General features: G+C 46.2%; 24 protein-coding genes. 18 read left to right on the forward strand and 6 right to left on the reverse strand.

Annotated features, from left to right (window positions below; all coding sequences use genetic code 11):
- Positions 1-310 precede the first annotated feature (310 nt).
- Genes ACXAD4_RS26220 through ACXAD4_RS26300 form a run of 17 tightly spaced genes read left to right on the forward strand, consistent with a single transcriptional unit; the run spans position 311 to position 15715 of the window.
- Positions 311-1042 (forward strand): beta-ketoacyl synthase chain length factor, encoded by a 732-nt coding sequence (locus ACXAD4_RS26220; RefSeq protein ID WP_475244941.1) that lies wholly within the window; start codon positions 311-313, stop codon positions 1040-1042.
- Between the two features lie 17 nt (positions 1043-1059).
- Complete coding sequence (locus tag ACXAD4_RS26225) at positions 1060-1833, forward strand: lysophospholipid acyltransferase family protein (RefSeq protein ID WP_475244942.1); 774 nt, start codon at positions 1060-1062, stop codon at positions 1831-1833.
- Between the two features lie 38 nt (positions 1834-1871).
- Positions 1872-2129: a phosphopantetheine-binding protein gene (locus ACXAD4_RS26230; RefSeq protein WP_222549659.1), complete on the forward strand. Its 258-nt coding sequence runs from the start codon at positions 1872-1874 to the stop codon at positions 2127-2129.
- 22 nt (positions 2130-2151) lie between these two features.
- A complete protein-coding gene (locus ACXAD4_RS26235) occupies positions 2152-2409 on the forward strand; it encodes an acyl carrier protein (protein WP_222549658.1) in 258 nt (85 codons plus the stop codon).
- The gene (locus ACXAD4_RS26240; RefSeq protein ID WP_475244943.1) at positions 2409-2981 is read left to right on the forward strand and encodes a COG4648 family protein; all 573 of its coding nucleotides are present in this window, start codon (positions 2409-2411) and stop codon (positions 2979-2981) included. Before ACXAD4_RS26235 ends, ACXAD4_RS26240 begins: the two co-directional genes overlap by 1 nt.
- 18 nt (positions 2982-2999) lie before the next feature.
- Positions 3000-4391, forward strand: coding sequence for an AMP-binding protein (locus ACXAD4_RS26245; protein ID WP_475244944.1), 1392 nt, complete (start codon positions 3000-3002; stop codon positions 4389-4391).
- 38 nt (positions 4392-4429) lie between these two features.
- Positions 4430-4801, forward strand: coding sequence for an ApeI family dehydratase (locus ACXAD4_RS26250; protein ID WP_222549655.1), 372 nt, complete (start codon positions 4430-4432; stop codon positions 4799-4801).
- On the forward strand, positions 4798-6507 hold the full coding sequence (locus ACXAD4_RS26255) for a glycosyltransferase family 2 protein (protein WP_475244945.1): 1710 nt from the start codon (positions 4798-4800) through the stop codon (positions 6505-6507). The genes ACXAD4_RS26250 and ACXAD4_RS26255 overlap by 4 nt, the downstream gene beginning before the upstream one ends.
- Positions 6479-8038: an HAL/PAL/TAL family ammonia-lyase gene (locus tag ACXAD4_RS26260; RefSeq protein WP_475244947.1), complete on the forward strand. Its 1560-nt coding sequence runs from the start codon at positions 6479-6481 to the stop codon at positions 8036-8038. The genes ACXAD4_RS26255 and ACXAD4_RS26260 overlap by 29 nt, the downstream gene beginning before the upstream one ends.
- Positions 8039-8041: 3 nt before the next feature.
- Entirely contained in the window at positions 8042-8479 is a 438-nt protein-coding gene (locus ACXAD4_RS26265) for an acyl-CoA thioesterase (RefSeq protein ID WP_475244948.1), read from the forward strand.
- Between the two features lie 55 nt (positions 8480-8534).
- Positions 8535-9128, forward strand: coding sequence for an outer membrane lipoprotein carrier protein LolA (locus tag ACXAD4_RS26270; protein ID WP_475245666.1), 594 nt, complete (start codon positions 8535-8537; stop codon positions 9126-9128).
- A gap of 25 nt (positions 9129-9153) precedes the next feature.
- The gene (locus tag ACXAD4_RS26275; protein WP_475245668.1) at positions 9154-11445 is read left to right on the forward strand and encodes an MMPL family transporter; all 2292 of its coding nucleotides are present in this window, start codon (positions 9154-9156) and stop codon (positions 11443-11445) included.
- Entirely contained in the window at positions 11429-12049 is a 621-nt protein-coding gene (locus tag ACXAD4_RS26280) for a DUF3261 domain-containing protein (RefSeq protein WP_222549650.1), read from the forward strand. The genes ACXAD4_RS26275 and ACXAD4_RS26280 overlap by 17 nt, the downstream gene beginning before the upstream one ends.
- Before the next feature lie 16 nt (positions 12050-12065).
- The gene (locus ACXAD4_RS26285; protein ID WP_475244949.1) at positions 12066-13307 is read left to right on the forward strand and encodes a beta-ketoacyl-[acyl-carrier-protein] synthase family protein; all 1242 of its coding nucleotides are present in this window, start codon (positions 12066-12068) and stop codon (positions 13305-13307) included.
- Positions 13300-13764, forward strand: coding sequence for a hotdog family protein (locus ACXAD4_RS26290; protein WP_475244950.1), 465 nt, complete (start codon positions 13300-13302; stop codon positions 13762-13764). Before ACXAD4_RS26285 ends, ACXAD4_RS26290 begins: the two co-directional genes overlap by 8 nt.
- Positions 13761-14486: a 3-ketoacyl-ACP reductase FabG2 gene (locus ACXAD4_RS26295; RefSeq protein WP_475244952.1), complete on the forward strand. Its 726-nt coding sequence runs from the start codon at positions 13761-13763 to the stop codon at positions 14484-14486. Before ACXAD4_RS26290 ends, ACXAD4_RS26295 begins: the two co-directional genes overlap by 4 nt.
- Positions 14483-15715, forward strand: coding sequence for a beta-ketoacyl-ACP synthase (locus ACXAD4_RS26300; protein WP_475244953.1), 1233 nt, complete (start codon positions 14483-14485; stop codon positions 15713-15715). The genes ACXAD4_RS26295 and ACXAD4_RS26300 overlap by 4 nt, the downstream gene beginning before the upstream one ends.
- Positions 15716-15779: 64 nt before the next feature.
- On the opposite strand, the gene ACXAD4_RS26305 is transcribed toward ACXAD4_RS26300, so the two are convergent.
- Together ACXAD4_RS26305 and ACXAD4_RS26310 are read right to left on the reverse strand one after the other, a co-directional pair.
- Positions 15780-16163: a hypothetical protein gene (locus ACXAD4_RS26305; protein WP_475244954.1), complete on the reverse strand. Its 384-nt coding sequence runs from the start codon at positions 16161-16163 to the stop codon at positions 15780-15782.
- Positions 16164-16177: 14 nt separating this feature from the next.
- Positions 16178-17197, reverse strand: a complete 1020-nt coding sequence (locus ACXAD4_RS26310; RefSeq protein WP_475244955.1) for an esterase/lipase family protein — start codon at positions 17195-17197, stop codon at positions 16178-16180.
- A gap of 145 nt (positions 17198-17342) precedes the next feature.
- Between ACXAD4_RS26310 and ACXAD4_RS26315 the strand changes: the two genes are divergently transcribed.
- Positions 17343-17894, forward strand: a complete 552-nt coding sequence (locus ACXAD4_RS26315; protein ID WP_475244956.1) for an acyloxyacyl hydrolase — start codon at positions 17343-17345, stop codon at positions 17892-17894.
- Between the two features lie 38 nt (positions 17895-17932).
- Here the strand turns inward: ACXAD4_RS26315 and ACXAD4_RS26320 are convergent, their stop codons facing one another.
- Genes ACXAD4_RS26320 through ACXAD4_RS26335 form a run of 4 tightly spaced genes read right to left on the reverse strand, consistent with a single transcriptional unit; the run spans position 17933 to position 25314 of the window.
- The gene (locus tag ACXAD4_RS26320; RefSeq protein WP_475244958.1) at positions 17933-20074 is read right to left on the reverse strand and encodes an ATP-binding cassette domain-containing protein; all 2142 of its coding nucleotides are present in this window, start codon (positions 20072-20074) and stop codon (positions 17933-17935) included.
- On the reverse strand, positions 20071-21678 hold the full coding sequence (locus tag ACXAD4_RS26325) for an ATP-binding cassette domain-containing protein (protein WP_475244959.1): 1608 nt from the start codon (positions 21676-21678) through the stop codon (positions 20071-20073). The genes ACXAD4_RS26320 and ACXAD4_RS26325 overlap by 4 nt, the downstream gene beginning before the upstream one ends.
- Before the next feature lie 11 nt (positions 21679-21689).
- Entirely contained in the window at positions 21690-23138 is a 1449-nt protein-coding gene (locus ACXAD4_RS26330; protein ID WP_475244960.1) for a TolC family protein, read from the reverse strand.
- On the reverse strand, positions 23059-25314 hold the full coding sequence (locus ACXAD4_RS26335; RefSeq protein ID WP_475244962.1) for an ATP-binding response regulator: 2256 nt from the start codon (positions 25312-25314) through the stop codon (positions 23059-23061). The genes ACXAD4_RS26330 and ACXAD4_RS26335 overlap by 80 nt, the downstream gene beginning before the upstream one ends.
- Between the last annotated feature and the right edge of the window lie 4 nt (positions 25315-25318).

Consider the following 25318-nt stretch of genomic DNA (forward strand, 5'->3'; position numbering starts at 1 on the left):
ACTAGATTGCTGATATATGGTGGTTTTTTTGCTGATGCTTGTATATAGTCCCTTTTGCTAAGCCAGTGAAAACCCGCAAGATATATAGTTTCTTGTATTGTTGAATAGTCAATTGTGCTGAGCGAATATTATTGCCATAGTGGTATTGAAGCCATAATAAGAATCAGTGCCATTTATGGCGGAGAGGCGCAAAATCTCAAAATAGTGAGATAACATATACCCAAAACTCGATTTTAATATTATGATGTTCAAACACATGGATTGTGTATCAGATTATAACTCAAAATAAGAAGTGTAAGACGCAAGGAAGATGAATAACATCCACTTTAATATCGAATCTTGGTTAGCGCTTTCTCCAAGCCTAGAGAGCAAAGAGCAGTGGCGTTTATGGGCCTTGGCTGATCAAGAATGGCCAAAAACTACCAGCTCATTACCTGTTAACGAAATACCTGCGGTATTTCGTCGACGGATGAGTCTGCTGAGTAAACTTGCTATTCAAACAGCGCTATCTCTGGTTAAAAATAACGACATTGATTTTATTGTCTTTTCTAGTCGCCATGGTGAGTTGCATCGAACGGTCAAATTATTGACGGACATCCTGCATGGCGAAGATGCATCCCCGATGGCTTTCTCCCAGTCAGTACATAATACTGCTGCTGGTTTGTTGACCATAGTGTCAAAAAAAGCAATACCCGCCACATCGCTAGCAGCTGGTGAGCACTCTTTGCATTCTGCTCTTATCGAAGCGTCTGCTTACTTGGCCGAAAACCCTGAGCATCGCGTTCTCGTTGTTGATTTTGATCAGCCTCTTCCTGAGCAATATGAAGAATTTGATGAGATGAAGTATCAGGCTTTTGCTCTTGGTATGGTTTTGACTAGTGGAGAACAATGCCATTTGTCATGGCAGGCAGCCCTGCAGGCAAATGTGGAACGTAGTGAAGCATCATTGCCTCAGACTTTGAATGTGATTGCCAAATTAGCGTGTGATGAAACCTCATGGCAGGTAGCCGGACAGCGTTACAGCTGGTTTTGGCAATGTTAGGTTGAGAGGGGTGAAGCATGCTTGGGTCATTACTAAAACGAATTAACAAATTGTGGCGGATAGCTGCCACAGGATTATGCTTTTCAATCTTTGGACTAGGTGCGCTATGCCTTACCTTCGTTGTATTTCCTCTTGTTACATGGTCGGTTAAAGATCAGGTTGTGCGTGAACTGAAAGTACAAAAGGTTATTCAGCAATCATTTGATTTGTTCAGTCGTTTGATGCGCTTTTCAGGTGCGCTTGATTATCAAATTGTCGGAGCAGAAACATTACGCCAAGATGAAAATTGTATTGTGGTCGCCAACCACCCAAGTCTCATTGATTATGTGTTGATTGGCTCCTGTCTTCCTCAGTGTGATTGCATTGTAAAAGCGGCAATTTGGCAGAACCCTTTTATGAAGGGGATTGTAAAAGCGGCAGGCTATATTCCGAACATTAACCCTGAAAGTTTGCTTGATGCTTGCAATGCGCGATTGAGCAGTGGGAACGTCCTATTGATCTTCCCTGAGGGGACGAGAACCACACCAGGTATAGACTCATCATTACAGCGAGGAGCGGCACAGATCGCTGTCCGCTCAGAAGCCGATATCAGGTTAGTTCATATCACAGTAGAACCAAGCTTTCTGACTAAACAATCAAAATGGTATCAAGTTCCTGATAAAAAACCATATTTCCATGTTGAAGTGCAACAGAAAATCAACATAGACCAGTTTGTTCGCGATGGCAGCTCTCCAACAACGGCGGCTAGGCAGTTAAATCGCCATCTAGCGGATGTTCTTTTTCCTAATTAGGAATCAATTACAACTCAATATTAAAAAAGAAGGTTATTGTGGAATCATTACATATAGAACTTAAAAAGCTAATTATTGAAGCGTTAAATCTAGAAGACTTGACGGTAGAAGATATCGATACTCAAGCACCCCTGTTCGGTGAAGGTCTGGGGCTAGATTCTATTGACGCACTTGAGCTTGGTTTGGCTATCAAGAAAACGTACAACATTGTGATTGATGCTGACGATACGAAGACCCGAGAGCACTTCGCTTCTGTGGCTAATCTTGCCGAATTTATTTCTCTGAACAAAGCATAAAAGATATTGGAAGTAAAAGTTTATGAGTGAAGTGAATCGTAGTGAAGTCTTTGAGCAGGTGCGCGATGCACTTGTTGAGCTATTCGAACTGGATGCAGGTGATATTACCCCTGAAGCTAACCTTTATCAGGAGCTTGATCTCGATAGCATCGATGCGGTTGATTTGGTTGTGTATTTGCAAAATGCCACAGGCAAAAAGATCAAGCCAGAAGAGTTCAAGTCAGTACGTACAGTCGATGATGTTGTAGATTCAGTCGCTGAATTACTGCAGCAAGCGTAATGCGCTGGTTGAGTGTTGTTTCGGCCGCAGTTCTGTTTGCTTACCCATTTGCGGTTTACTTTGGTATTCGCCATTGGGGGCTGACTGCTGTCGCTGGCCTTTTGGTCGCGATATTTGCATTACGGTTCTTGTTAGGTACTAAGCTCCCATTGCGCGAACAGCGCTACCTTGCGTTACTGACTGGCGGTGCGGGATTGGTGCTGACATTACTTGGTAGCGTATTTCGCGAGCAGGGTTGGTTGACCATTTATCCCGTTGTGGTGAACGCAGCAATGTTCACTGTTTTTGCTGCCAGTCTGTGGCAAAAACAGACAATCATTGAACGGCTGGCCCGGCTTCAGCACCCCAACCTGCCGCCCAGCGGTGTGGAATATACACGCAATGTCACCAAAGTATGGTGTTGCTACTTCGTGCTTAATGGCCTTATCGCTTTGGTAACCTGTTTTATGCCGTTGCCAGTCTGGACCCTTTATAACGGCCTTGTTAGTTACTTGTTTGCAGGCCTGCTGTTCATTGGCGAATGGCTGGTGAGGCGAAGGGTTCTTCGAAGAGAAATGGATAATGCCCACTAGTCGGGCAGTGGAATCAGGATGAATACCCAACAAAACGATAACTCTACTTTAAACATGGTCAAGTTCAACTCCCTGTCAACTGTCATGATGTCAGTACGACCGGAGGGGATGCAGGTTGCTGACGATGTTGATTGGGCTCAGTTTCAGGTTGATGTAATTGCTGTCAAAGCAACGTTGGATGCTTCGCCATATCAAAGATGGGCTCTTTGTTTTGATGATAGTTATCTTTTTTTAGTCGCGTTTTTGGCATTGGCATATGCCGAAAAAGAGATTGTTCTACCGGGTAATCATCAACCTTCTGCTTTAGAGGAGTTGGTTGATCAGTTCGATGCGATGCTGCATGACCATTCTGACAATAAGCCACTGGATATCCCGGAGGTGCAGTTGCCGCTGAGCCAAACTGATACCTCATCGCAGGATTTTTTGTTTGAAGCCCTGAGGCTTAGTCACCATAAGGTCACTCTGTTTACTTCAGGTTCGAGCGGAACGCCAAAAGCGATTGTGAAAACACTGGCCAATATTGATGCTGAGATCTGCCACCTCGAACAGGTTTGGGGCGATCAACTCAATGGGGCCTCAATCGTCAGTACGGTTTCACATCAGCATATTTACGGGCTTTTGTTCCGTGTCTTATGGCCTCTTTGTTCTGGTCGCCCATTTAGTCGTAAGGATTTCAGTTATCCCGAGCAAGTGGTAGATGCATCCGACAACAACACTATTTTGATCTCCAGTCCTGCATTGCTCAAACGACTGGAATATCAGCTTATCGATACACCATATCGCGCTATTTTTTCGTCTGGTGGGCCTTTGAGTTTGGATATTGCACACCAGACTCAATCGATGTTTGAACAACTCCCCATAGAAGTTTTCGGTAGTACCGAAACCGGGGGAATTGGGTATCGACAGCAAAAGGCTACAGATACGCCTTGGAAGAAATTCGATGTGATCGATTTGGCATTGAATTTGGACGGTTGCCTGCAGTTGAAGTCGCCCTATCTTGAAGCCAAAGATTGGTACCAAACCACTGATCTGTGCGAAATCTTGGGGTCGGATCATTTTCGTGTGATGGGGCGTAGCGACAGGGTTGTAAAGGTAGAAGAAAAACGGATATCTCTGGTTGAAGTTGAACGCCATCTTTGCAGTCTAACGTGGATAGAAGAAGCGGTTGTGCTGCCGCTAGAAGAGTCAAACCGTTTGGTTATTGCATCGGTGATTACGTTGAGCAAGGAAGGGCAAGAGAGTCTTGCCAAGTTGGGCCGGGGAAAATTGGGGCTAACTATCCGGCAGGCTTTGAGGCAATGGGTGGAGCCCGTTGGGATCCCTCGACGTTTCAGAGTTGTTGACGAGATCCCACAAAACAGCCAAGGCAAACATCAAGTTAGAGAGTTACACAAGCTATTCATCGATTGAATGATTTGAATAGCAAGGAAGATGAGTGAGACGGCATTATGAGTAGGCCACAAAGTAAGCCAACAGTAATTTCACAGCGCCAGGAAGGTGATATCGCAGAGCTAGTATTGCGCATTGACCCTCATCTTGCAGACTTTGAAGGGCATTTCCCTTCTTACCCAATCTTACCAGGCGTTACCCAAATAGATTGGGCGGTATATTTCGGTGAACGTGTTTTGGGTACACCCACTGTTTTTGCAGGCATGGAAGTTATTAAATTTCAAGAACCTATTCAGCCCAATAAAGATGTTCTGCTGACCCTATCTTGGAACAGTGAAAAGGGGAAACTGCAGTTTAGCTATACATCGAAAGGCGAAGAAACAGATGTGACCCATTCATCAGGACGAATTGCCTTGGATAAAGCGATATGACGACCTTTCATCCCTGTTTTTTGATCCCCTGTTTTAACCATGGTGCGACTGTACAAGGGGTCGTTGATGCGTTACTGCCTTATCGCTATCCAGTGATCATTGTCGATGATGGCAGTAATGAGGAAACGAAAGCCTTTTTGGCTTTGCAGGCCCAGCGAGAAAATGTCAGTGTCATTACTTTACCTGAGAATCAGGGCAAAGGTGGAGCCGTTATTGCCGGCCTTTATGAAGCGTTTCGAAGAAGCTTCACCCATGCGATTCAAATCGACGCTGATGGTCAGCATGATCTGGGCGCATTACCAACTCTAATCGAGGAGTCTGCTACACATCTGACGTCTTTAGTCTCCGGACAACCTGTCTATGATGAGTCCGTACCGAAATCAAGGTTGTACGGACGTTATGTGACCCATTTCTGGGTTTGGGTCGAGACGTTGTCTTTTGATATCAAAGATAGCATGTGTGGTTTTCGTTCTTACCCAATAGGTAAAACTATCCGTGTTCTTGAAAAGCATCCTGCGATAGGTCGAAGGATGGATTTTGATGTTGAGATCATGGTGCGCATGCATTGGGCTGAATGCGATATTCGATTCATTCCTACCCAAGTGATCTACCCTGAGGGGGGGATCTCACACTTCGATAGTTTTAGAGACAATGTCAAGATAAGCGCTATGCATACGCGTTTGTTCTTTGGCATGTTGCCAAGAATACCGGCTTTATTTAAGCGAAACCACCGTCAGCAACACCATTGGTCTGCCCGTAAAGAGCAAGGGACGATAATTGGGATCAAGCTGTTGCTATTTGTATATTCAGTACTTGGCCGTAGGGCGTTTGATTTACTGTTGAAACCAGTTATTGCTTATTACCACAAAACGGGAAAGCAAGCTCGAATCGCATCTGAAGATTACCTGCAACGCTTAGTTGCCTACGCCCAATCAAAGGGCCATTCAGTACCAGATAACCTCAATAGTTACCGCCATTTACTGTCTTTCGGTCATACCATGCTGGACAAACTTGCAGCTTGGCGCGGTGATTATACCTTTGAAAACTTAACCATCCACGGTAAGGAACATTTCGATAAAGTGGCAGCCAGACAACAAGGTATCGTTGTGTTAGGTTCTCATCTGGGCAACCTTGAACTTTGTCGGGCACTTGGCCGCCAATATGACAACGTAAAAATAAATGCACTTGTTTTTACCGAGCACGCCGAGCGTTTTAACAGCGTGATGAAGGCTGTGAATGCTGATTCAGAACTGAATCTTATCCAGGTGAGCCAACTTGGACCTGATACCGCGATTTTGTTGCAGCAAAAGTTGGAGCAAGGAGAGTGGGTTGTCATTGTTGGGGACCGCACCTCTGTGACTAAGGAGCAGAGGGTGGTTTGGGCTGACTTTTTGGGGCAACCGGCACCATTTCCTCAAGGGCCTTTCATGTTAAGTGCTGTACTTAAGGCTCCTGTTTACTTGCTATTTGGCCTTAGGGACGAACAGCAGTCATCTCCACACTTCAATGTGTATTTCGAACCATTCAGTGACCAGATACATTTGCCACGTCTACAAAGAGAGCAGGCTTTAACTGCCGTTGTAAACCAATACGCCAAGCGTTTGGAGGCATATACCCTTCAGGCACCTTTGCAGTGGTTTAATTTTTTTAATTTCTGGCAGCTAAGTGAGACTCATAATGCAAGACAAAGTACAGAATCCCGTTAAATTTGGTGCCGAGCGCCTGACGATTGAAGATGTTGCGGCTGTTGCTCAAGGCGCATCCGCGGAAATGAATTCTAGCCCTGAGTTCACGGCAAAGATTGATCGAGGCGTCGCCTTTCTAGAGCGCCTGTTGAAAGAAGAGGGCGTGATTTACGGCGTTACCACTGGGTACGGGGATTCCTGTACGGTTGCAATCCCAACGAACCTTGTTGATGAGCTACCGCTTCACCTGACCCGTTTCCATGGCTGCGGACTAGGTGATGACCTCACCCACCAGCAGGCAAGGGCGGTTCTAGCTACCCGGTTGTGCTCTTTGTCTCAGGGGGTATCTGGTGTTACCCATGATTTACTGAATCAAATCGTTACCTTGATAAATAAAGATATAACCCCGCGCATTCCTCAGGAAGGCTCTGTCGGCGCGAGCGGCGATCTTACTCCGCTTTCTTATCTGGCTGCGGCTTTGATTGGAGAGCGGGAAGTCATCTATCAAGGGGAAATTAAGCCGACAGCTGCTGTGTTTGCAGAGTTGGGCATAACACCCATAAAGCTTAAGCCCAAAGAAGGGCTGGCACTGATGAACGGGACGTCGGTAATGACGGCGCTAGCTTGTCTTGCCTACAAGCGTGCAGAGTATCTCGTCCAGCTATCGACGCGGATCACGGCCATGGTATCTCTAGGGATGCAAGGCAATGATTTCCACTTTGACGAAGCGCTGTTCGCGGTGAAACCACATCCAGGCCAGCAACAAATTGCCCAGTGGTTGAGGGCTGACCTTCAGGCAGAAAGGCCGCCAAGCAATAGTGACCGTCTTCAAGACCGCTACTCCCTGCGTTGCGCTCCACATGTACTAGGCGCAGTGCAAGATAGCCTTCCTTGGTTACGCCAGCTGATTGAAAACGAATTGAACAGTGCCAATGATAATCCAATCATCGATGGCGATAACGAACGTGTGCTTCATGGTGGTCATTTCTACGGCGGCCATATCGCAATGGCCATGGATACCCTGAAAACCGGCATTGCCAACATTGCAGACTTGTTAGATCGCCAGATGGCTCAGTTAATGGACTACAAGTTCAACAATGGATTACCGTTTAACCTGACCGGCGCAGAAGGTGAACGAAAGCCGATCAACCATGGCTTCAAAGCTGTTCAGATAGGTATCTCAGCATGGACGGCAGAGGCTCTCAAACACACCATGCCTGCCAGCGTGTTTTCTCGTTCGACCGAATGTCACAACCAAGACAAAGTAAGTATGGGCACGATTGCCTCACGAGATTGCCTGAGAGTGCTTGAGTTAACGGAACAAGTTGCCTCTGCTTCATTACTCGCGGCAACGCAGGCTCTTGAGCTTCGTAAGATCCACGATCAGCTTGATGACAAGCATATGAGCCTTGCCTTGAAAACCATGAATGAACTGATACTGAGTGAGTTTGATTTTGTGCGTGAAGACCGTCCGCTAGAGCAGGATCTGAGGCATTTCATGGCGCGTATACAGCAACAGCATTGGGCGCTTTATGACGAGATTGAGGGGTAGTGTATGAGTGGAGAAACACATTTTCTGTACGCTGAAGTCTCCATGGTGACCTCGTTTCAAGATGCCGACCCGATGGGGGTTGTGTATCACGGAAACTATTTCCGTTTTTTTGAAGAGGCTCGTCGCGTATTGATGAACAAGCTTAGCTATGGCTACAGGGAAATGCAGGATTCTGGCTTTATGTGGCCAATTATCGATACCCGTGTGAAATATGTCAGACCTATTCCGTTTAACCATGAAATAAAGGTGAAAGCCACCCTGAAGGAGTGGGAAAACAGATTGCGGGTGGATTATATGATCATGGATGCATTGACTGGTGAACGCTTGACCAAGGCTCACACTATGCAGGTGGCTGTCAGGATAGATGATGGAGAAATGTGTTTTGCCTCCCCTGCGGTATTTACAGACAAAGTTGAGGCTTGGTATGCGTCAACACTCTAAGCAGGTATGTACCGGTTTGGGTACGCGGTTTATAAACTATGTTAAGCCTCTCAGTATGCTGTCGTTGATCGTATTTTCTGTTGCTGGACATACCGTTACGCTTGAAGGTCTGCAAGAGCAGTTATCAAGCCAACCAATTGTTAGGGGACACTTTACGCAATTGCGAAGCATGGAGATGCTCAAAGCGCCATTGGAGTCTGCTGGCGAGTTTCTATTAGCTAAGGACATGGGTTTACAGTGGAACCAAACTGCGCCTTTCCCGGTCAAGTTGGTACTAACTGAAAGCAAACTGAGTCAGCAGTTTGGCGGTGGTGAAACCCAGGTCGTCGCTGCTGAAGATAACCCGATGGTGTTTTACTTCAGCCATGTGTTTCTCTCTTTGTTTAGTGGGGATACCAGCGAGCTCAATGCTCAGTTTGATATGTCTTTATCCGAGACGGACAACAGCGGGGGGTGGACATTGGTGCTCACGCCAAAATCGGCACCACTCAATGCTGTTTTTCAAACTATTGAGCTATCAGGCTCGCAATATATCAATGAGCTGACACTAAAAGAGGTACGTGGAGATCAGACCGAAATTACCTTCTTTGATCAAGCGGTCGCTGAGCCGATTTTAACTGCGGAAGAAAGTCGTGGCTTCAAGATTTAATTTGGCTATCTTTTGGCTATTGATTATGTTGGGGGCGATCGGCAGCTTATGGGCCGAAATGGCCACTCGGAATCAATCGGTCGTTGAGACTAACTTATTTGCGTTATTACCTGATAGCCAACAGGATCCTGCGGTTGAAACCGCTTTTGAGCAGGTTGCAGGCAGTTTGGGTGAGAAAGTGTTGTTTGTGGTTGGTGGCAAGGATAAGCCCGTGCTGTTTGAAGCCGCAGAGCAACTTATCAACCAGCTTCGCAATATAGGTATGTTTTCTGATGTTACTGGGCAAGTGACTCAGTCCCAGCAACACCAATGGGCAGAGTTTATGTTCCCTAGGAGAGCGAATCTTCTGACATCAGAGCAGCAAATTATGCTGAGGGAACAGCCACAACAGGCGATAGACAATGCCCTGGCGAAGGTCTACAACCCATTTTCGGGGGTGACAAGCCGTGAACTCGAAGCCGATCCATTCCTGTTATTCCGCGATTATTTGACCGAGTTAGGTCAGCTGTCAGGTAATGTCTCGTTGGAAAACGGCTTTTTGACGACGGCCTACAATGGAGACACTTATGTCTTGATATCTGCAGATCTGGCCGGATCGCCTTACAGCCTGAGGCTTCAACAACAACTTCCTGAGCTGGAAACCCTTGAAGCGAATCTCCGAGCGCAATATGACGTTGACCTACTGCATACCGGTGTCATCTTTTATGCCGCTCATGGTACTGAAAGTGCAAAAGGAGAAATCAGCACCATTGGTTTAGGCTCGTTAGTTGGAGTGCTGACTTTACTGCTGGTGGTCTATCGAAGCGCAACACCTTTGATGTTGGCGATGCTCTCGATTGGATGCGGATTGGTTTTTGCTTTTTCTTTGTCTATCGCTGTCTTTGGTCAAGTGCATATTTTCAGCTTGGTATTTGGCGCAAGCTTGATCGGTGTCTCTATAGATTATGCTTTCCACTTTTTGACCGAACGCCTTGCTGCTGGATGTGATTGGAATGCTCGGCAGGGCTTGAAGCACATTCTGGCAGCAATTTCATTGGGGTTATGCATGAGCCTGATTGGCTATGCCTGCATGATGGTAGCGCCGTTTCCGGGTTTAAGACAGCTATCATTCTTTTCGGCCGCTGGACTTGCTGCAGCATACGCTACGGTTGTTTGCTGGTATCCGCTGCTTGCTGCCAAGCCCAGCCGTCATGTCGAACTGCCAATGCGTAACGGAATGACGATGTGGCTAGCCTGTTGGAATAATCGTCATGTTCGAACCGTGTTGCCTGCAGCGATGTTGCTATTTGCTGGAATTGGACTTTATCAAGTGCAGTACGATGATGATATTCGTCAGCTACAGGCGCTACCAAGCGATTTGAAACAGCAAGAAGAGCAGATAAAACAGATCACAGGGCTGGGGAACAGCCAACAGATGTTGTTGGTAAAAGCATCCAATGAACAAGCTTTGCTCGAACAGTTGGAGTGGGTTGGCAGGCAACTAGATCCGCTTGTAGAAAATGGTGTGATCGAAGGATATACCAGTATCCATCAATATATCCCTTCTATTAAGCAGCAGGCAGATAACTTCCAACTTATTGAAACGCTTTATCATCATCAAGGCCAAGAGTTAGTAGGTAGGCTCAACCTTGGGCGAAGCGTTGAACTGGAAACAGAATTTACGCCAATTACGCTGGATTCATTTCTTCAGTCATCACTTGCCAATCAGCTGCGTTTCTTATGGCTTGGTAATATTGATGGGCAGGAAACGACTGCTGTTCTGTTAAAAGGGATACATGATGCAGACGGCATCAGCCTGCTTGCGGATTCCAGCGAAGGGGTGACATATCTGGATAAAACCCAAGAGCTATCAACGATCTTTGCTGACTACCGACAGCGCATTTCACTGTTATTGTGCATAGCCCTTGGGGTTATTGGGGCACTGCTCAGCTGGCGGTATGGTATAGCCAAGGGATTTAGGGTGATGCTGCCTCCTGTGATTGCCTGCTTTGTGGGTATTGCTATCACCGGTTATATGGGCAGTACGCTGAACATCTTCAACTTGCTCGGGTTGTTTTTGATCTTGGGGATAGGGATTGACTATACCTTGTTCTTTGCAGAGCAGTCGAAAACTCACAGCACGTTATTAGCTATTACCTTATCTGCAATTACCACAGTACTCTCTTTTGGATTGTTATCTCTTAGCGAAACACAAGCCATTCATAGCTTTGGTATCACGGTGCTGACGGGTATTTTTACTGCGTGGCTATTGGCCCCGTTATCGTTAAAACACCCCAATAGGGAGCCTTTAGGATTCACCGATGAAGTTAAGTATTAATCCTTATATTGGTTTAAAGCGCGTTTTGGCTATTGGCTTTTTTGTCATCGGCTTGCTGGGGTGTGCGAATCAGGTCACGACTGTTCCAACTGAAAACTGGCAGGTGGAAATCGCCCCCGATGTATGGGTGTCCATGCCGGAGCCCTCAGATCTTGGGTATACGCTAGATGCCAGCCAATTGATTTCGGCGAAATGGCAAGGGCAGACCAATCAACTACCGGTTCAACTCCAAGTTAATGAAGACAAACTGGTTTTAGTCGGCTTTTCGTCCTGGGGGACGAGGATATTAAGTCTGGAATATCAAGATGATAAAGTCGATAGCCAGATTCTTGCTGGCATCGACAGTCAAGAAATCATGCCGGAGAAGATCCTGTTTAACTTAATGCTGACACTATGGCCTACTGAATCATGGGAACAGCCATTATCAAATATTGGCTGGACATTAGTCGACACTCCCAAGCACCGACAACTGCTTAATGAGAATGGTGAGGCGGTCATTGATATTCAATATAGCGCGATGCCACATCTTGAAGGTGAAATCCTGTTCTCGGATAACAAGCTGGGATACTTTATTTCAATAAAAACGTTAACTTATGAACAATAAAGAGTGAAACGTCACAATGGAAAAAACTAACTCAACATATCACTCAGCTCCAATCTATATCCATGGTTGTGGTTTTCACTCTGCATTGGGATGGACCAATGAGCAAATTCATCCTCGGTTAAGCCAGGGGGAATCGCCGGATATGCGCCAAGTGTCTGGCTGGTTGAATAATGGCTCAGACACCGTTGTCGGTCAGGCCGCTGGTGCATTGCCGGCTTTACCAGACAATCTTGGCCGTTATGAAACCCGCAATAATCAACTTGCCCTTTCTGCCTTACTGCAAATCGAACAATCAGTGGTACATGCGATTGAGAAGTACGGTGCTGATCGAGTAGCAGTCATTGTCGGAACCAGTACATCGGGGATTGCTACCGGTGAGAAAGCCCTCGAAGAACTCTTTGATAATGGAAGTTTCCCTGCTAGCTACCACTATCGCCAGCAGGAAGTCGGCAATTTAGGTGAATTTGTTGCGGACTACTTTGGTATACATGGTCCGGTGTATACCGTATCAACGGCTTGCTCTTCAAGCGGCCGCGTCTTCCTTTCGGCTAAGCGGTTACTTAATGCAGGCATTGTCGACGCTGTTGTTGTCGGAGGGGCGGACTCTCTGTGTAAGTTGACGCTTAATGGCTTTAATGGCCTTGAGGCATTATCGGATGTGTTGTGCACACCATTTAGTGAGCACCGCAAAGGCATTAACATCGGTGAGGCGGCTGCTTTTATGCTGTTATCTCAGGATAGAACAGATTCAGTAGAGGATGCTCCTGCTATTGCCTTCTTAGGAGGAGGGGAGAGTTCAGATGCCCATCACATCTCAGCGCCTCACCCAGAAGGAGAGGGAGCCGAAACTGCGATGAGAAAAGCGTTGGCTGATGCAGGACTCGCGCCTGGGGATATTGGATACATCAATGCACATGGCACCGCGACACCACTGAATGATGCGATGGAATCGAAAGCCATACATCGAGTTTTTCAAAATGCGGTGCCGGTCAGTTCGACGAAACCTCTCACCGGACACACACTCGGCGCAGCAGGGGCTGTTGAGGCTGCAATTTGCTGGCATATTTTACGTTATGGGCTTGAACTACCTATACAGAAGCGTCGCCATGACCAAGATCCAAGCTTGGCCCCTATTACCTTGGTGGAAGCGGGAATGCGCCTTGAAACTTCTGCCGTCTTGAGTAATTCCTTTGCCTTCGGCGGTAACAATGTCAGCCTGATTTTCGGTTACACCCATTTCGGATACACCCATGAATAATATTCCACACTTCCACCAGTTGTTGCCTCATGAGTCGCCGATGGCGCTGGTGGATGAGTTAGTTGATGTCGGTGAACTTCATATACATTGCCGAACCACTATTACATCCCAATGCCCTTTCTTTAATCAGGAAAGTCGCAATGCACCTGGTTATGTCGGTATTGAATTCATGGCGCAGTCAGTGGCGGGTTGGTCTGGTTACCATGCCTGGTTGAAAGGAGACAAGTCCCCTATCGGTTTCTTGTTGGGAAGCCGACGTTATCAATCCATGTGTAGTGATTTTAAAGAGCATGATGTGTTGGATATCTATGCAGAACAAATAATGGAAAACCTCGGTATGGCGGTATTCTCATGCCGTATTGAGTGTCAAGGGAAGGTGATTGCGTCAAGCCAACTGAACGTCTACGTGCCATCCCAGCAAAAATTAGATCAAATGTTAAATAGGACCCATTCATGATGAGACAGGTTTTAGTGACTGGTGCAAGCAAAGGCATAGGACGTGCAATTGCAACACAGCTTGCAAAAGATGGATTTACCATCGTTGTCCACTATATGAGCGATGAAGCTGGTGCTGCAGCAACATTACAAGAAATAAATGCTGCGGGTGGAAATGGGCGCTTGATTCAGTTTGATATCAGTAACCGCGAACAATGTCGTGAAAGGCTAGAGCAAGATATCACGGAAAATGGCGCCTATTATGGGGTTGTCAGCAACGCAGGCATTACGCGAGATACGGCTTTTCCAGCAATGACAGAAGAAGAGTGGGATGGGGTTATCCATACCAATCTCGATAGCTTTTACAACGTACTTCACCCGTGTGTTATGCCGATGGTAAGACTGCGTAAAGGGGGGCGTATCGTTACCCTGGCATCGGTATCAGGAATGATGGGTAACCGCGGCCAGACTAACTACAGTGCAGCGAAAGCTGGCGTGATCGGTGCGACAAAGGCATTGGCTCTCGAAATGGCCAAGCGCAAAATTACGGTTAACTGCGTTGCGCCGGGATTGATTGATACCGGTATGGTCGACGAAACAGTCAAAGAGCATGCGTTGCCGCAGGTGCCAATGCGCCGAATGGGGCAACCGGAAGAAGTGGCGGGATTAGTGAGCTATCTAATGTCGGATAATGCCGGATATATCACCCGTCAGGTAATTTCAGTCAATGGAGGTTTAGTATGAAGCGTCGTGTCGTCGTGACTGGAATGTCCGGGGTTACCGCATTTGGTAATGATTGGCAAAGTGTAGAGCCCAAACTAAGAGCTTGTGAGAATGCTACGCAGTATATGCCGAGCTATGAACAATACAATGGGCTGAATACCAAATTGGCAGCGCCGATTGATGACTTTGAGTTGCCCAAGCATTACACCCGCAAGAAAATTCGTGGTATGGGACGCGTTTCTCTGCTTTCAACGGTCGCCAGTGAAAATGCCCTTAAACAGAGTGGGTTGCTGGAATGTGAAGCCTTGACGGATGGCCAGACGGGGATTGCTTATGGCTCATCTACCGGCAGTACTTCTGCCGTTGGTGCATTCGGGGTGATGTTGAATGAAAAAGATACCAAGGCGATCACAGCAACGACGTATGTTCAGATGATGCCTCATACTGCGGCGGTTAATGTCGGATTGTTTTTTGGCTTGCGCGGGCGGGTTATTCCGACCAGTAGTGCTTGTACCTCAGGAAGCCAGGCGATTGGGTATGCTTATGAGGCGATTAAGCACGGTTACCAGACTGCGATGGTTGCTGGCGGTGCAGAGGAACTTTGTCCTACTGAGTCAGCGGTGTTTGATACATTGTTTGCTACCAGCCTGAGGAATGATGACCCTAAATCAACGCCACGACCTTATGATATCGACCGTGATGGTCTTGTCATTGGTGAAGGGGCGGCAACCTTTGTGCTTGAGGAATATGAACACGCTGTAGCGCGTGGGGCAACAATCTATGCAGAAATTGTTGGCTTTGCGAGTAATTGTGATGCTGCCCATGTGACCCAGCCCCAGAAGGAAACCATGCAACTCTGTATGGAGATGGCATTGAAAGATGCTGACCTACCACCTCAAGCAATTGGATATATCTCAGCGCATGGTACTGCCACGGATAAAGGTGATATTGCGGAAACCAATGCGACAGCTGAAATCTTTGGTGATAATGCACCGATAAGTTCGCTGAAAAGTTATCTCGGTCACACGCTTGGAGCCTGTGGAGCAATTGAAGCATGGTTAAGTATTGAAATGATGCGCTCTGGTTGGTTCTGCCCAACACTGAATTTGGATAAGCTAGATGAACGTTGTGGGAATCTTGATTATATCAGGGGAACAGGTAGAGAAATCGATTGCCAATATTTGATGAGCAACAATTTTGCCTTTGGTGGTATTAATACATCGATTATTTTCAAGCGTTGGCAGGATTAAGGTTCGAACTTAAGCTGACATTTTACAGCCCTGCAATATTGCAGGGCTGTATGTATATTAACTATTAATTTGATAATAGCTCTCTTTGGATGTCACTATTTAAGTTTGCCACCCAGCCATTGTATTTTCTGTGAATGGTTCCTTTATCAGCATTATACTTCATGTTATCGCTATCATTATAGGTAATGTCATAGCTCTCTTCATGGAGAGTGATATTGACAGCAACGTAGTGAGTTCTTACATGAATTTTTGCGATCAGTTTATCTTCTGATTCTTTCTCGATTTGCCAACCTCGAACAAGTCCTGCTTTAGTAATTTTTTTTATGAGCTGCTGTGTGGAAATAGGCTCATGAAGAGGCTGGTTGAGAACAGGTTCGGGTTTAGCAGCATAGCTTATAGTGGAAAAGCCTAATAATAGTGTTAAAAGTAGGTATTTAATAGCTTTCATTTTTGGATATATCCTTATATGGAGAGTTGTGGTTCGAGATAGACTCTATTAATGATATGAGAAATTTCATATTCAACATTTTCATTGTTCAAATGCAATAAATGATTATCGTATAATATTTTTAATAATTTTGTTGGTGCGTATGTTTCATTCCCAACAATCTCGACATGTCCGGCCTTAACCGTAAGGGCTTTAACATTTGTCGGTTTATCTGTCATCGGGTTAGATTGTTCGTCTAAACTGAAAACAAAGTCATCTTCTATACAGTGCCCAGTATTATCAAACGTTCTGCAACTTTTTTCTTCATCGGTTTTGATAAGCAAGTGCTCGGTGACAGAAGGAACCAGGTCACCGGGATGATTGACGAAGTACGAAGAAGGTGTGATTTGGCGGTATTTATTTCCAGTAACGGCGTAGCAAATCAGGTCGACCATGCCAAAGCTGAAAATCCTTAATGGTTCTATCCCGCAATGCGAGGAGGCAGTGATCCCATTAAAGGGTGAAGATATTGTGGTTAAATGAATATCATGAGCTTCAACTCGAATGTTATCATTTCGATTGGCTATCAACGATCTTCTTGAAATTAACCCGCCTTGGCTATGACCGATAATATTAATGGTTTGGTCTGGAATTGATACCGCCAGTTCGTTTATTGCTTGTGCCAAGTTTCCAGATACAACCTCTAAGTCATCCCGGTCATTATATTCAAAGCAGACGGCTTGCTGTTCATTAAAATTGTAGACATCGGCTAGTGCACGGAACTTACCTGCAGAAGAGAAGCAACCATGGACAAGAATAGTGACAGGCATATCAGGTGATATTTGAATAGAGTTATCTTTCGAGTTGGCGCATTTCTTCAGTCCGTCGATATTCAGTGTGATTTTATCTGTTATCGACTGGTTACTTGATTGGGTTGAGTCGCTTAGTTTAACGCTGTTTAAATTAGCAGTAGTACAACCTGTCAAACTTAGTAGCACAGGAATTAAGTAAAAATATGGTTTTAATCTAGCGCCTTGAAACCGTAAAATTTCCATCCACCTCAGTCCTACAAGCTGTCGTGACAATAATTCTCATAATCTTATCTATTCCTTCTATAGTAATACTCATGCTATTTATAGATCAATAATAATATGATGTAATTAGGGTTATTGCAGGGTTGTTATTTCACATAAGAAGATAATGAGTATGATTAAAAGGAATTTTTCATTTCAAGTCTTATTTGTATGTTTTTTTCTCGTCTGTCATTTTCCGGCGCATGCTGTTGAGCTTGCGGTATCTGCTGGTAAAGGACCTCAGTTTGGGGAAGATTATACAAATTCACTGTTAGCAATGGATGTAATTTTCTCTGATTGGCAACGCAGTGACGTACAAAGAATCAGTTTTGGTGCAAGTGTCACACATTTGAAGGCTGATACTAAAGGACATGATGATGACCTTATTGCATTGAGTGTATTCCCAGAGTTAAAACTATTTGCGGAAAGGTTTGGCCATCGTTGGTTTTTTCAGGTTAGGGCACTTGGCCCCACCTGGCTGAGTGAAAAGCAATTTGGTGAAAGGGAGCAGGCCATGCACTTCGCGTTTTTGGCTCAAGTGGGTGGAGGGGTGTACTTTGGCGAGGGAAATCGCGGCTACTTCAATGCCTTTTATCGTCATTTCAGCAATGCTAATTTGAAAAAGCCAAATGATGGCTTTGATGTACCGCTTAATTTTTCTGTAGGCTATCGATTTTAGCGTTAGAAAAACAGGCAGCAGAAGTACTGCCTGTTTTCTTACCCCTTCATTGTTTGAATAACTTTATCCGGGAAGCCAAAGTACTTCTGCGCTCCGTCGTTGTCGAGCAATAGGCAGCTGGTGGAAGCGGCAATATAGGCTTTGTCATTGGTGGTGTAGATCACCGTGGCCTGGGCGAGCTTTTCGGTAAACAGCTTATTGATGTACTTAGTGTATTCTTTCTCACTTCCTACGAAGGGCTCATCAATGATGATGATGCCTTGGTCACAGCTACCGAGCCCCAGCGCCATTCTAATCAGTTGCTGTACGCCATTAGGAAGCTGCTGGACAAACTCTGTCGACATCTGGGTTTGAAGGCCATCGGGTAGCCATGGACCTAGGTTGAAAAACTCAATGGTTTCTTCCATCTGCTTGGTTGAAATGACGCCATCATGAATGATGAAGTTCGATTCCAGCGTACCATCAAAGATATGCAGTTCGAACGGTATGTAGTTGATCGCTTTTCTATAACGAAAGTTGTTGAACTGCTTGATGTTATAGCCATCGAGCAGAACGTTTCCCTGATACTTTTCTTCCAGGCCGGCCAGAATGGTAAGTAAGGTTGTTTTCCCTGATCCCGAGCCACCGGAAATGGAAATCTTATCCCCGGCCTGAGCGCTGAAAGCGAGATTGGTTAACCCTGTTGCGGCTCCTTGGTGACGGTGGGTAAGCCCGGAAATGGCGATATTGCCCTTGAACTGACGGATAGGCGGGCTGCTTTCCAGTGAATGGCGGTCATCGTTGAGTGACATCAGCGCATTGATTTGAGCACTGGCTGACTTGATGGTTTTGAACTTGGTGAGCGAGTTGTAGATCCCCATGATAGGGCCAAGTGCCTTCCATACCAAAATAATGATAGCTAGCATGGCACCGGCGTCTGTTTCGCCGGACATCACACCAAAAACGGCAGTCACAATACTGGCAGTACCAATCGCTTGGATTAATCCTTGTCCCATCGCTTGGATTTTACCATTGGTGACCGACACGCCTTTGGCATCGTCTAGGCTTTGGCCGTGAGCAGCTTGGAAGCGTGAGCGGATCACCCTGATCAAAGGGAGTCCTTGGAGGCTGCCGATATTTCTTAGCAGCTCGTTCCACTGGTAGGACACCATGGCGTTAGCCCGGGAGCTTCTGGCCGTAGCTTGGTTGTAGATATAACGGGCATAGACACAAAAGAACAGCATAAGGGCAATCCCCGCCAAGACGGTTAGTGCCGCAGAGCCGGATATGATGGTGATCGCCATGATAAAGATGATCACAAAGGGCATATCGAAGTAACTGAGAGATGATTCTGCCGTTACCAGTTTTCGGAACTGGTCAATATCTTTCAGCCTTGCTAATTGCGAAGAGACACCTGCCGATGATGTCATCGAATAGGGGAGCCACAGCAATTTGCTGATAACGTTTTGCGAAATGTGGGTTGCGAGATCTTTCCCCGAAGTGGCTAAAATATTCATTCGCATTCGCTTGAAAGCGTACTCGGATAAGGCGAGAAAAACCGCAAACCCGGTTAGCCAAAACAGTGTAGTCTGTGAACCTGAACTGAGGGCAAAGCTATAAACCCCCATGATAAAGAAGGGTTGCATCGCACCTAATACGTTGATGATCAGACTCAGCAGCAACAGGCTTTTGATTTCATTGTTGTACCGGTAGAACGCGTATTTAATCCAGTTGGATTTGTCTTGCGATTCAGGCGGTGGTTCACGGAAAATCTTTGAGTAGCTTGAAATTTCACAGACTGTGCAGCTATCAGTGGTTAGCGGGTGTTCAATGAGGACGTTGTTGCGATAGTCGAACAGTTTCGCTTGGCCGTTTTCGATGCCAAGAAAAATAGTACAGACATTGTCAAACTGGACAAATGCGGGAGTTGAGACCTCTGTAAGCTGCGCCATGCTGGCGAGTTGCCGTACCTGGCATTCGTAGTCTAAGCGCCTTAAAGTACTGGCAAAACTGTCTACATCACGGGCTTTGGGGACAAAGGCATCACTGAGGATCTCCGGCGTCCCTTCCCACTGCAAAGTGACAAGGGTATAGGCGAGCCCCAATAGCGTCGGAGAGGTTTTGTAACGCTGCTTGAACTTGGCAGAGCCAAAGTCGCCTAGCCGCTCGTCAGTATTGCTGAAATCGATTAGTACACTCATGCGACGATCCTTGAAACAAGTTTATGACTAACCAAGCGAGGATCTGAATGTCCCAGTTTGTTGCTCGCTATAACACAGATGAAATTATTCGTTTTCGGGGTAATGCAAGCTAACAGCAAGCGGCCAAACTCTTCGTTGTAAACCATGTCGATATCATCAATCAGCAATACGCGTTTGTTGCTGAGCAGAGCCCTGACAATGAGCAATGCAAAGAGTACCTGGCGCGAAAATGGCAGCTGGCTGTGGCTGGATATTTTGGTGTAAAAACCGTTTTTGAGGCCATCGATCTTTTGTTTGATCGCCAGGTTTTCACATAGGGAAAACGCAGCGCTGTTAAGGTGCGGCTGAAAGCAGGTCAGATTATCTATGATGGTTCCCTCAACGAGCGAGGCGTTTTTATCCACTTTGATGACATTATTCCGCCATTGGCTATAATCAATCTCGCTAATGTTTTTGTCGCCAAGCGTTACCACGAGACTATCGTCATGGCTATCCCGGGTTAAGCATCGAAGAAGGTGGCTTTTCCCGCTGCCACTGGCGCCAGTGAGCAGGTGTATTTGACCTTTAGATAAAGACATCGTCGGTATGCCCGGCTCAGTACCGTTATCTACAGGGGAGACTAACAGGGTGTTTACCGGTTCTTTTTCCTGCGAACTTTGTTGGATAGACTCTAGCTCCAAGATTTCCGCAATGCGCTGAACATTGAGCTGGTTCGTCCTCCAGCGGCTCAGAGCCCGCATCACCTGTTGGTAGGGGGCGAAATAGCGGTTTGTCAGCAAGATAACGGCTGCCATTACCCCTTGGCTGATTTCCAAGTTGATCACCGCAAGTGCGCAAAGAACGACAACAATAGCCACGGAGAGTTGCTGGATGAGGTTCAAAGTCAGATTGAATGAAGACTCCAAACGCTCATAGGCAATACTCTGCTCTTCACGCTCACCTATCATTTCGACCATGATACTTTCTATACGGTACTCCATGGTGCGGCTCTTGATATCCAGAGGGTTAGAGACAATTTCGATAATTTTTGAATTGGTCATCCCTTCGATATCAGAACGCTGGGAAAGCACTTCAACCCGCCGTTTGGACAGCTGGCGTGCAGCGTACAGCAAGGCGATGGAAGCGGTGATCAGCGCCAACCCAGCCCACACGTTAATCAGCAAAATAATCAACACTGTGATGACACTGGTACCCGCATTGATCACCGCCTTGATGGTTTCACCGCCGAAAAACTGTTTGATATCCCCTATGGTTGCAATCCGCTCTAGGTATTCCCCCATCTCCAACCGGTTGAATCGCTCAATATTGGCTGCGCAGACGGCGAGGAAGACTCTGTTGGTCAACTGGCTTTCAAAGCGCTTCATGATCACTGATACCAAATTTTCTTCCTGCTGCTTGAGTTGGTAATCGAGGAAGATAGCCAGCAGAATAATGGCAAAAAGCAGCATCAAGGAGTTGGTTGACTGGTTTGGCAGAATACGGTCAAAAATGATCAGAATAGAAAAAGGTAGCACCAAACCGAGCAGGGTGGTCATTAACGTAGAGAACAGTAAGTACAGCTTGTCCAACGGGCTGATTTTTCGGGTAAAAGGTTGGCTTTTCATTGCTGACTCCGTCATTGAACCATCAGGTGGAGCGGAATAGGGGATTGCGAACTGTTGTCATCCATAGGCGACATCTGCTCGGCAATTTTACCGACCGTGGCCATATTGAGGTTGCCGATCCGTTCGTTAAGTTGAATAAGATTGATGACATAGTCGTAGCGGGCACTTTCATAATCTCGAATACTCCCGTACAACTTGCTTTCGGCTGAAAGCAGGTCGGTAATGGTACGGGTACCGAGTTTGTGCGCTTTTTGAATACCGATATATGAGGCGTAGTTCGCCTGGATAATGGTGGTGAGGCTGGTTAGCGATGCCGAAAAATCATTGATGTTGTAAATGAACTCATCAAACTGTTGCTGGCTGAAATTCTTGCTGTTCTGGAGGTCTATTTCCGTTCTGTCTATGTCGACTTTATTTTGCTGGTAGCGGTAGTAGTCACGGCCGCCGTTTAAGATCGGTACATCCAGAGTCAGGGTATACACTGTTTCTTCGGTTACGCCTTTGTCTGGGTAGATCTTAGCCGATGCGTCGTTGGTATTGTCATAGGTGTATCCAATACTGCCTTTGAGAGAAGGAACGAAAGTGGAGCCTGTTTCCCTTAACACTTGCCGGCTTTTGTTGACCTCTTGTTTTGCTATTAGCAAGCTAAGATCTGACGTGTACATGATGTTATTGAGCTCGTTCTGGCGGGTAGAAGGGATAGCCTCAAACTGGATGCTAGATTTCAGATCGAAATCGGGCTTGAGCGGCTGCTGAACAATATTGGCCAGTTCATTGAGAATGATACGTTGATCTTTCCTCAGAGTACGTAGGCTATCTGCAGTACGCTCTTTCTGCGCGAGCACTTCATAGCGTTCGGTACCGGCAACATTTCCCAGTTCAATATTGCGGCTGATCAGAGTCAGCCTGGCTTCTGATGAGTCTAATTCTGCTTGGGTTGCCCTTATTTGGGCTTGATTTTTCAGGTACTCAAAGTAGGCCGTAGCAGCTTCCCTGATAATTTGTTGCCGGGTTTGCTCGGTTCTTAACGTCTCGATATCGATATCGGTTTGCGTGCTGCCGTGAGAATAGATATCTCCAAGGTCAAACAAACTTTGGGTCAGGGTGACATTGACGCCATGGTTGTTATAGCTGTTTCTGGCATTTGAGCTACTGTACTTGTGCGTTGTCCCATCATTCCAGTTGGTATTGGCCGACACATTCAACGATGGCAAGAAATTACCTCGGTTGATATCAAGCTCATACTCAGTAGCGGCCAAATTGGTTTCGGCACTACTGAGCGATAAGTTCCGTTGCAAAGCCACGTCAACCACATTGAGTAGATCAGCAGCTTGTACCGGCAACCCAAGCGAGGCAGAGATACAAACTGCTACAAGCGAATTAGCAGATCTTCTTGATGGCCATGTATTTTTTAATAACTTTGATAATTTCATCATTTTTGTACGGCTTACTGATGACATAGTCCATCCCTGCTTCAATACATGACTTATGTTCACTGGCACTGGTGAGTGCGGTTGCGCCAATAATGGTGGCGGGGTGATAGACGTCCAAGTCTTGTTCTCGTTGGCGAATAAGTTTGGTGGCTTCGATACCGCCCATGCCCGGCATAATACAGTCCATGAAAACGATGTCGGCACCGTGTTCTTTCATGTACTCAACAGCTTGCGCCCCGTCGCTAACGGTATGGGCGTCATAACCTTGCTTGCTAAGCAGCTTTTTCAGCAAGAACTGCTGTACCTTGTCGTCCTCGACAATCAGGAAGGCATTTTGTGTTTGCTCGTCGGCTTCTTCCGTTGCCTGCATGGCTTCTGTGAGGTTTGGTACCAGTTCATGGGGAATGAAAGGGGTAAAGAAAACCCGGTCAACGAACTCATGGGTATCTTGTACCGTACTGGATTCAGATGCAGCCAAGAAGAGCTTGGTTTTATTGCTCTTTTTCAGCCTAGAATGCAGTGTTTTACAAAACGATTTGAGCTGGATGCCTTTGATCGTATCGGTAATGATGATGCCGTCGAAGTCATTGATCCGCTTGAGCGACTTAAAGATATCGTTGGCAGAGCGGATGATCTCAACCGTTGCACCATAGCGCGCCAGCATCTTCGACATAATGTCGATTTGTAGCTGGGAGTCTGTGCAAATCATCAAGTGTTTGTTCTCAAGAGAGCGCTCAGCTTGATGGAAGCTTTTAGGGGTAATATCAATACCAATCCGGAGCTTCTGCATATTGGCTTGTTGTGACTGCTGATCGCTGTCCTTCAGGGTAATCTCTGATTTCAGCCACGTCGATTCAAAGCGGGTGACCTTGGAGAGGATTGCTTTTGACCACTCATCATTAATGCCGCTTTTTTCTTCAAGTACCTGCCAGTGGGCATTTTGGATATCTAGCAAGTTGAGCGAATTGCTAGGTAAAAAGACAATCTCGAAGATGATTCGAGATTGCTCTACCTCGTCAGCCGATTCGGTGCGAATGTGGAATAAAATATGAGGTTCATTCTGGGCAGAAATAGCATTCGATAGCTGTAAAAACAGCACCCAGAATAAACTCGTCGGGTTACCTTCAATTTCGCCCGGTAAGTTGCTGCCCAAATGACATTCCAAGTGGCGTTGGGAGTGCTGGGTTTTTGCGCTTAGGTGAACCAATAGCTCAGACATTAACGGAAGGAAGGTAACATTCCCTGCCGCGGCGGTATTACCACCTGAAATCAAACGGTTATAGTTATCTGCTAATTCAGAAAGCGTATTGGTCGCTAAAGTGATGTCTCTCGCCAGAACCGCACCATTTTCCCCAGCTTCTTGGGCGATGAGGCGCACACCACCTTGGATGGTATTGGTCATACCGCGGATCTCGTAACCGATCAATGCATAAAGCTGGCGGTATAAGTCGGCATTGCGTTTTTGCTGCTCGACATCTTGATACATGGTTGAGAGGTTGGCAAAAATACGCCGCTGTGCTGGAGGAGTACTGATGTCATTTAAGATATCAGTGATCTCATTGGCCGAGATACTTTCTAGTTGGTTGGCAAGCTCATTGACATCTGATTGGGTATGTTGCGACTGACGTCCCTTTTGCTTGGAAGCTGCCACCAGAATTAATAATAGGGCGGATGAGATCAGGCCGAAAATCAGAAATACCACAAGTGCACGGTAGAACAGAGTTTGTTGGTTTTGCTGAAAATCAACATTAATGGCGGCAGCTAAATTTTGTTGCGCAGTCTGAAGTTGGGGCAATAGCTGCAACATCGCCTGTAACAATTGCTGGTGGTCACTGTCAGTATTAAATCTGACAAGCGCCAGTTCCAGCTGAGGGTAGAGGGTATTGCCCACCAGGCTGATCGTAGTTTTTTCCATCGATGCGGCATGTTTAAAGCGCTCGATGTCTTGTTGTAACGTATTAACTTGTTTGTTAATTACTGTTTCTGCCGGACACTCTGCGGTTCGGCAACTGTTTAGCGAATTTATGAGTCCTTGAGCGGTGTGATTTAATTGGTGGCTGTTATTAACTAGCTCGGAACTTAACGCCTGATTATATTCCGTTGTTTGGCTATGCCATTGCAGGCCAATAACCATTTGACAGGTAATACCAATGGCCATGGAGATGACAATAAACCGAATAAGCGCTTTTCTTGACAATTTCACTGCT

Source organism: Photobacterium sp. AWH4_225, assembly GCF_056158405.1.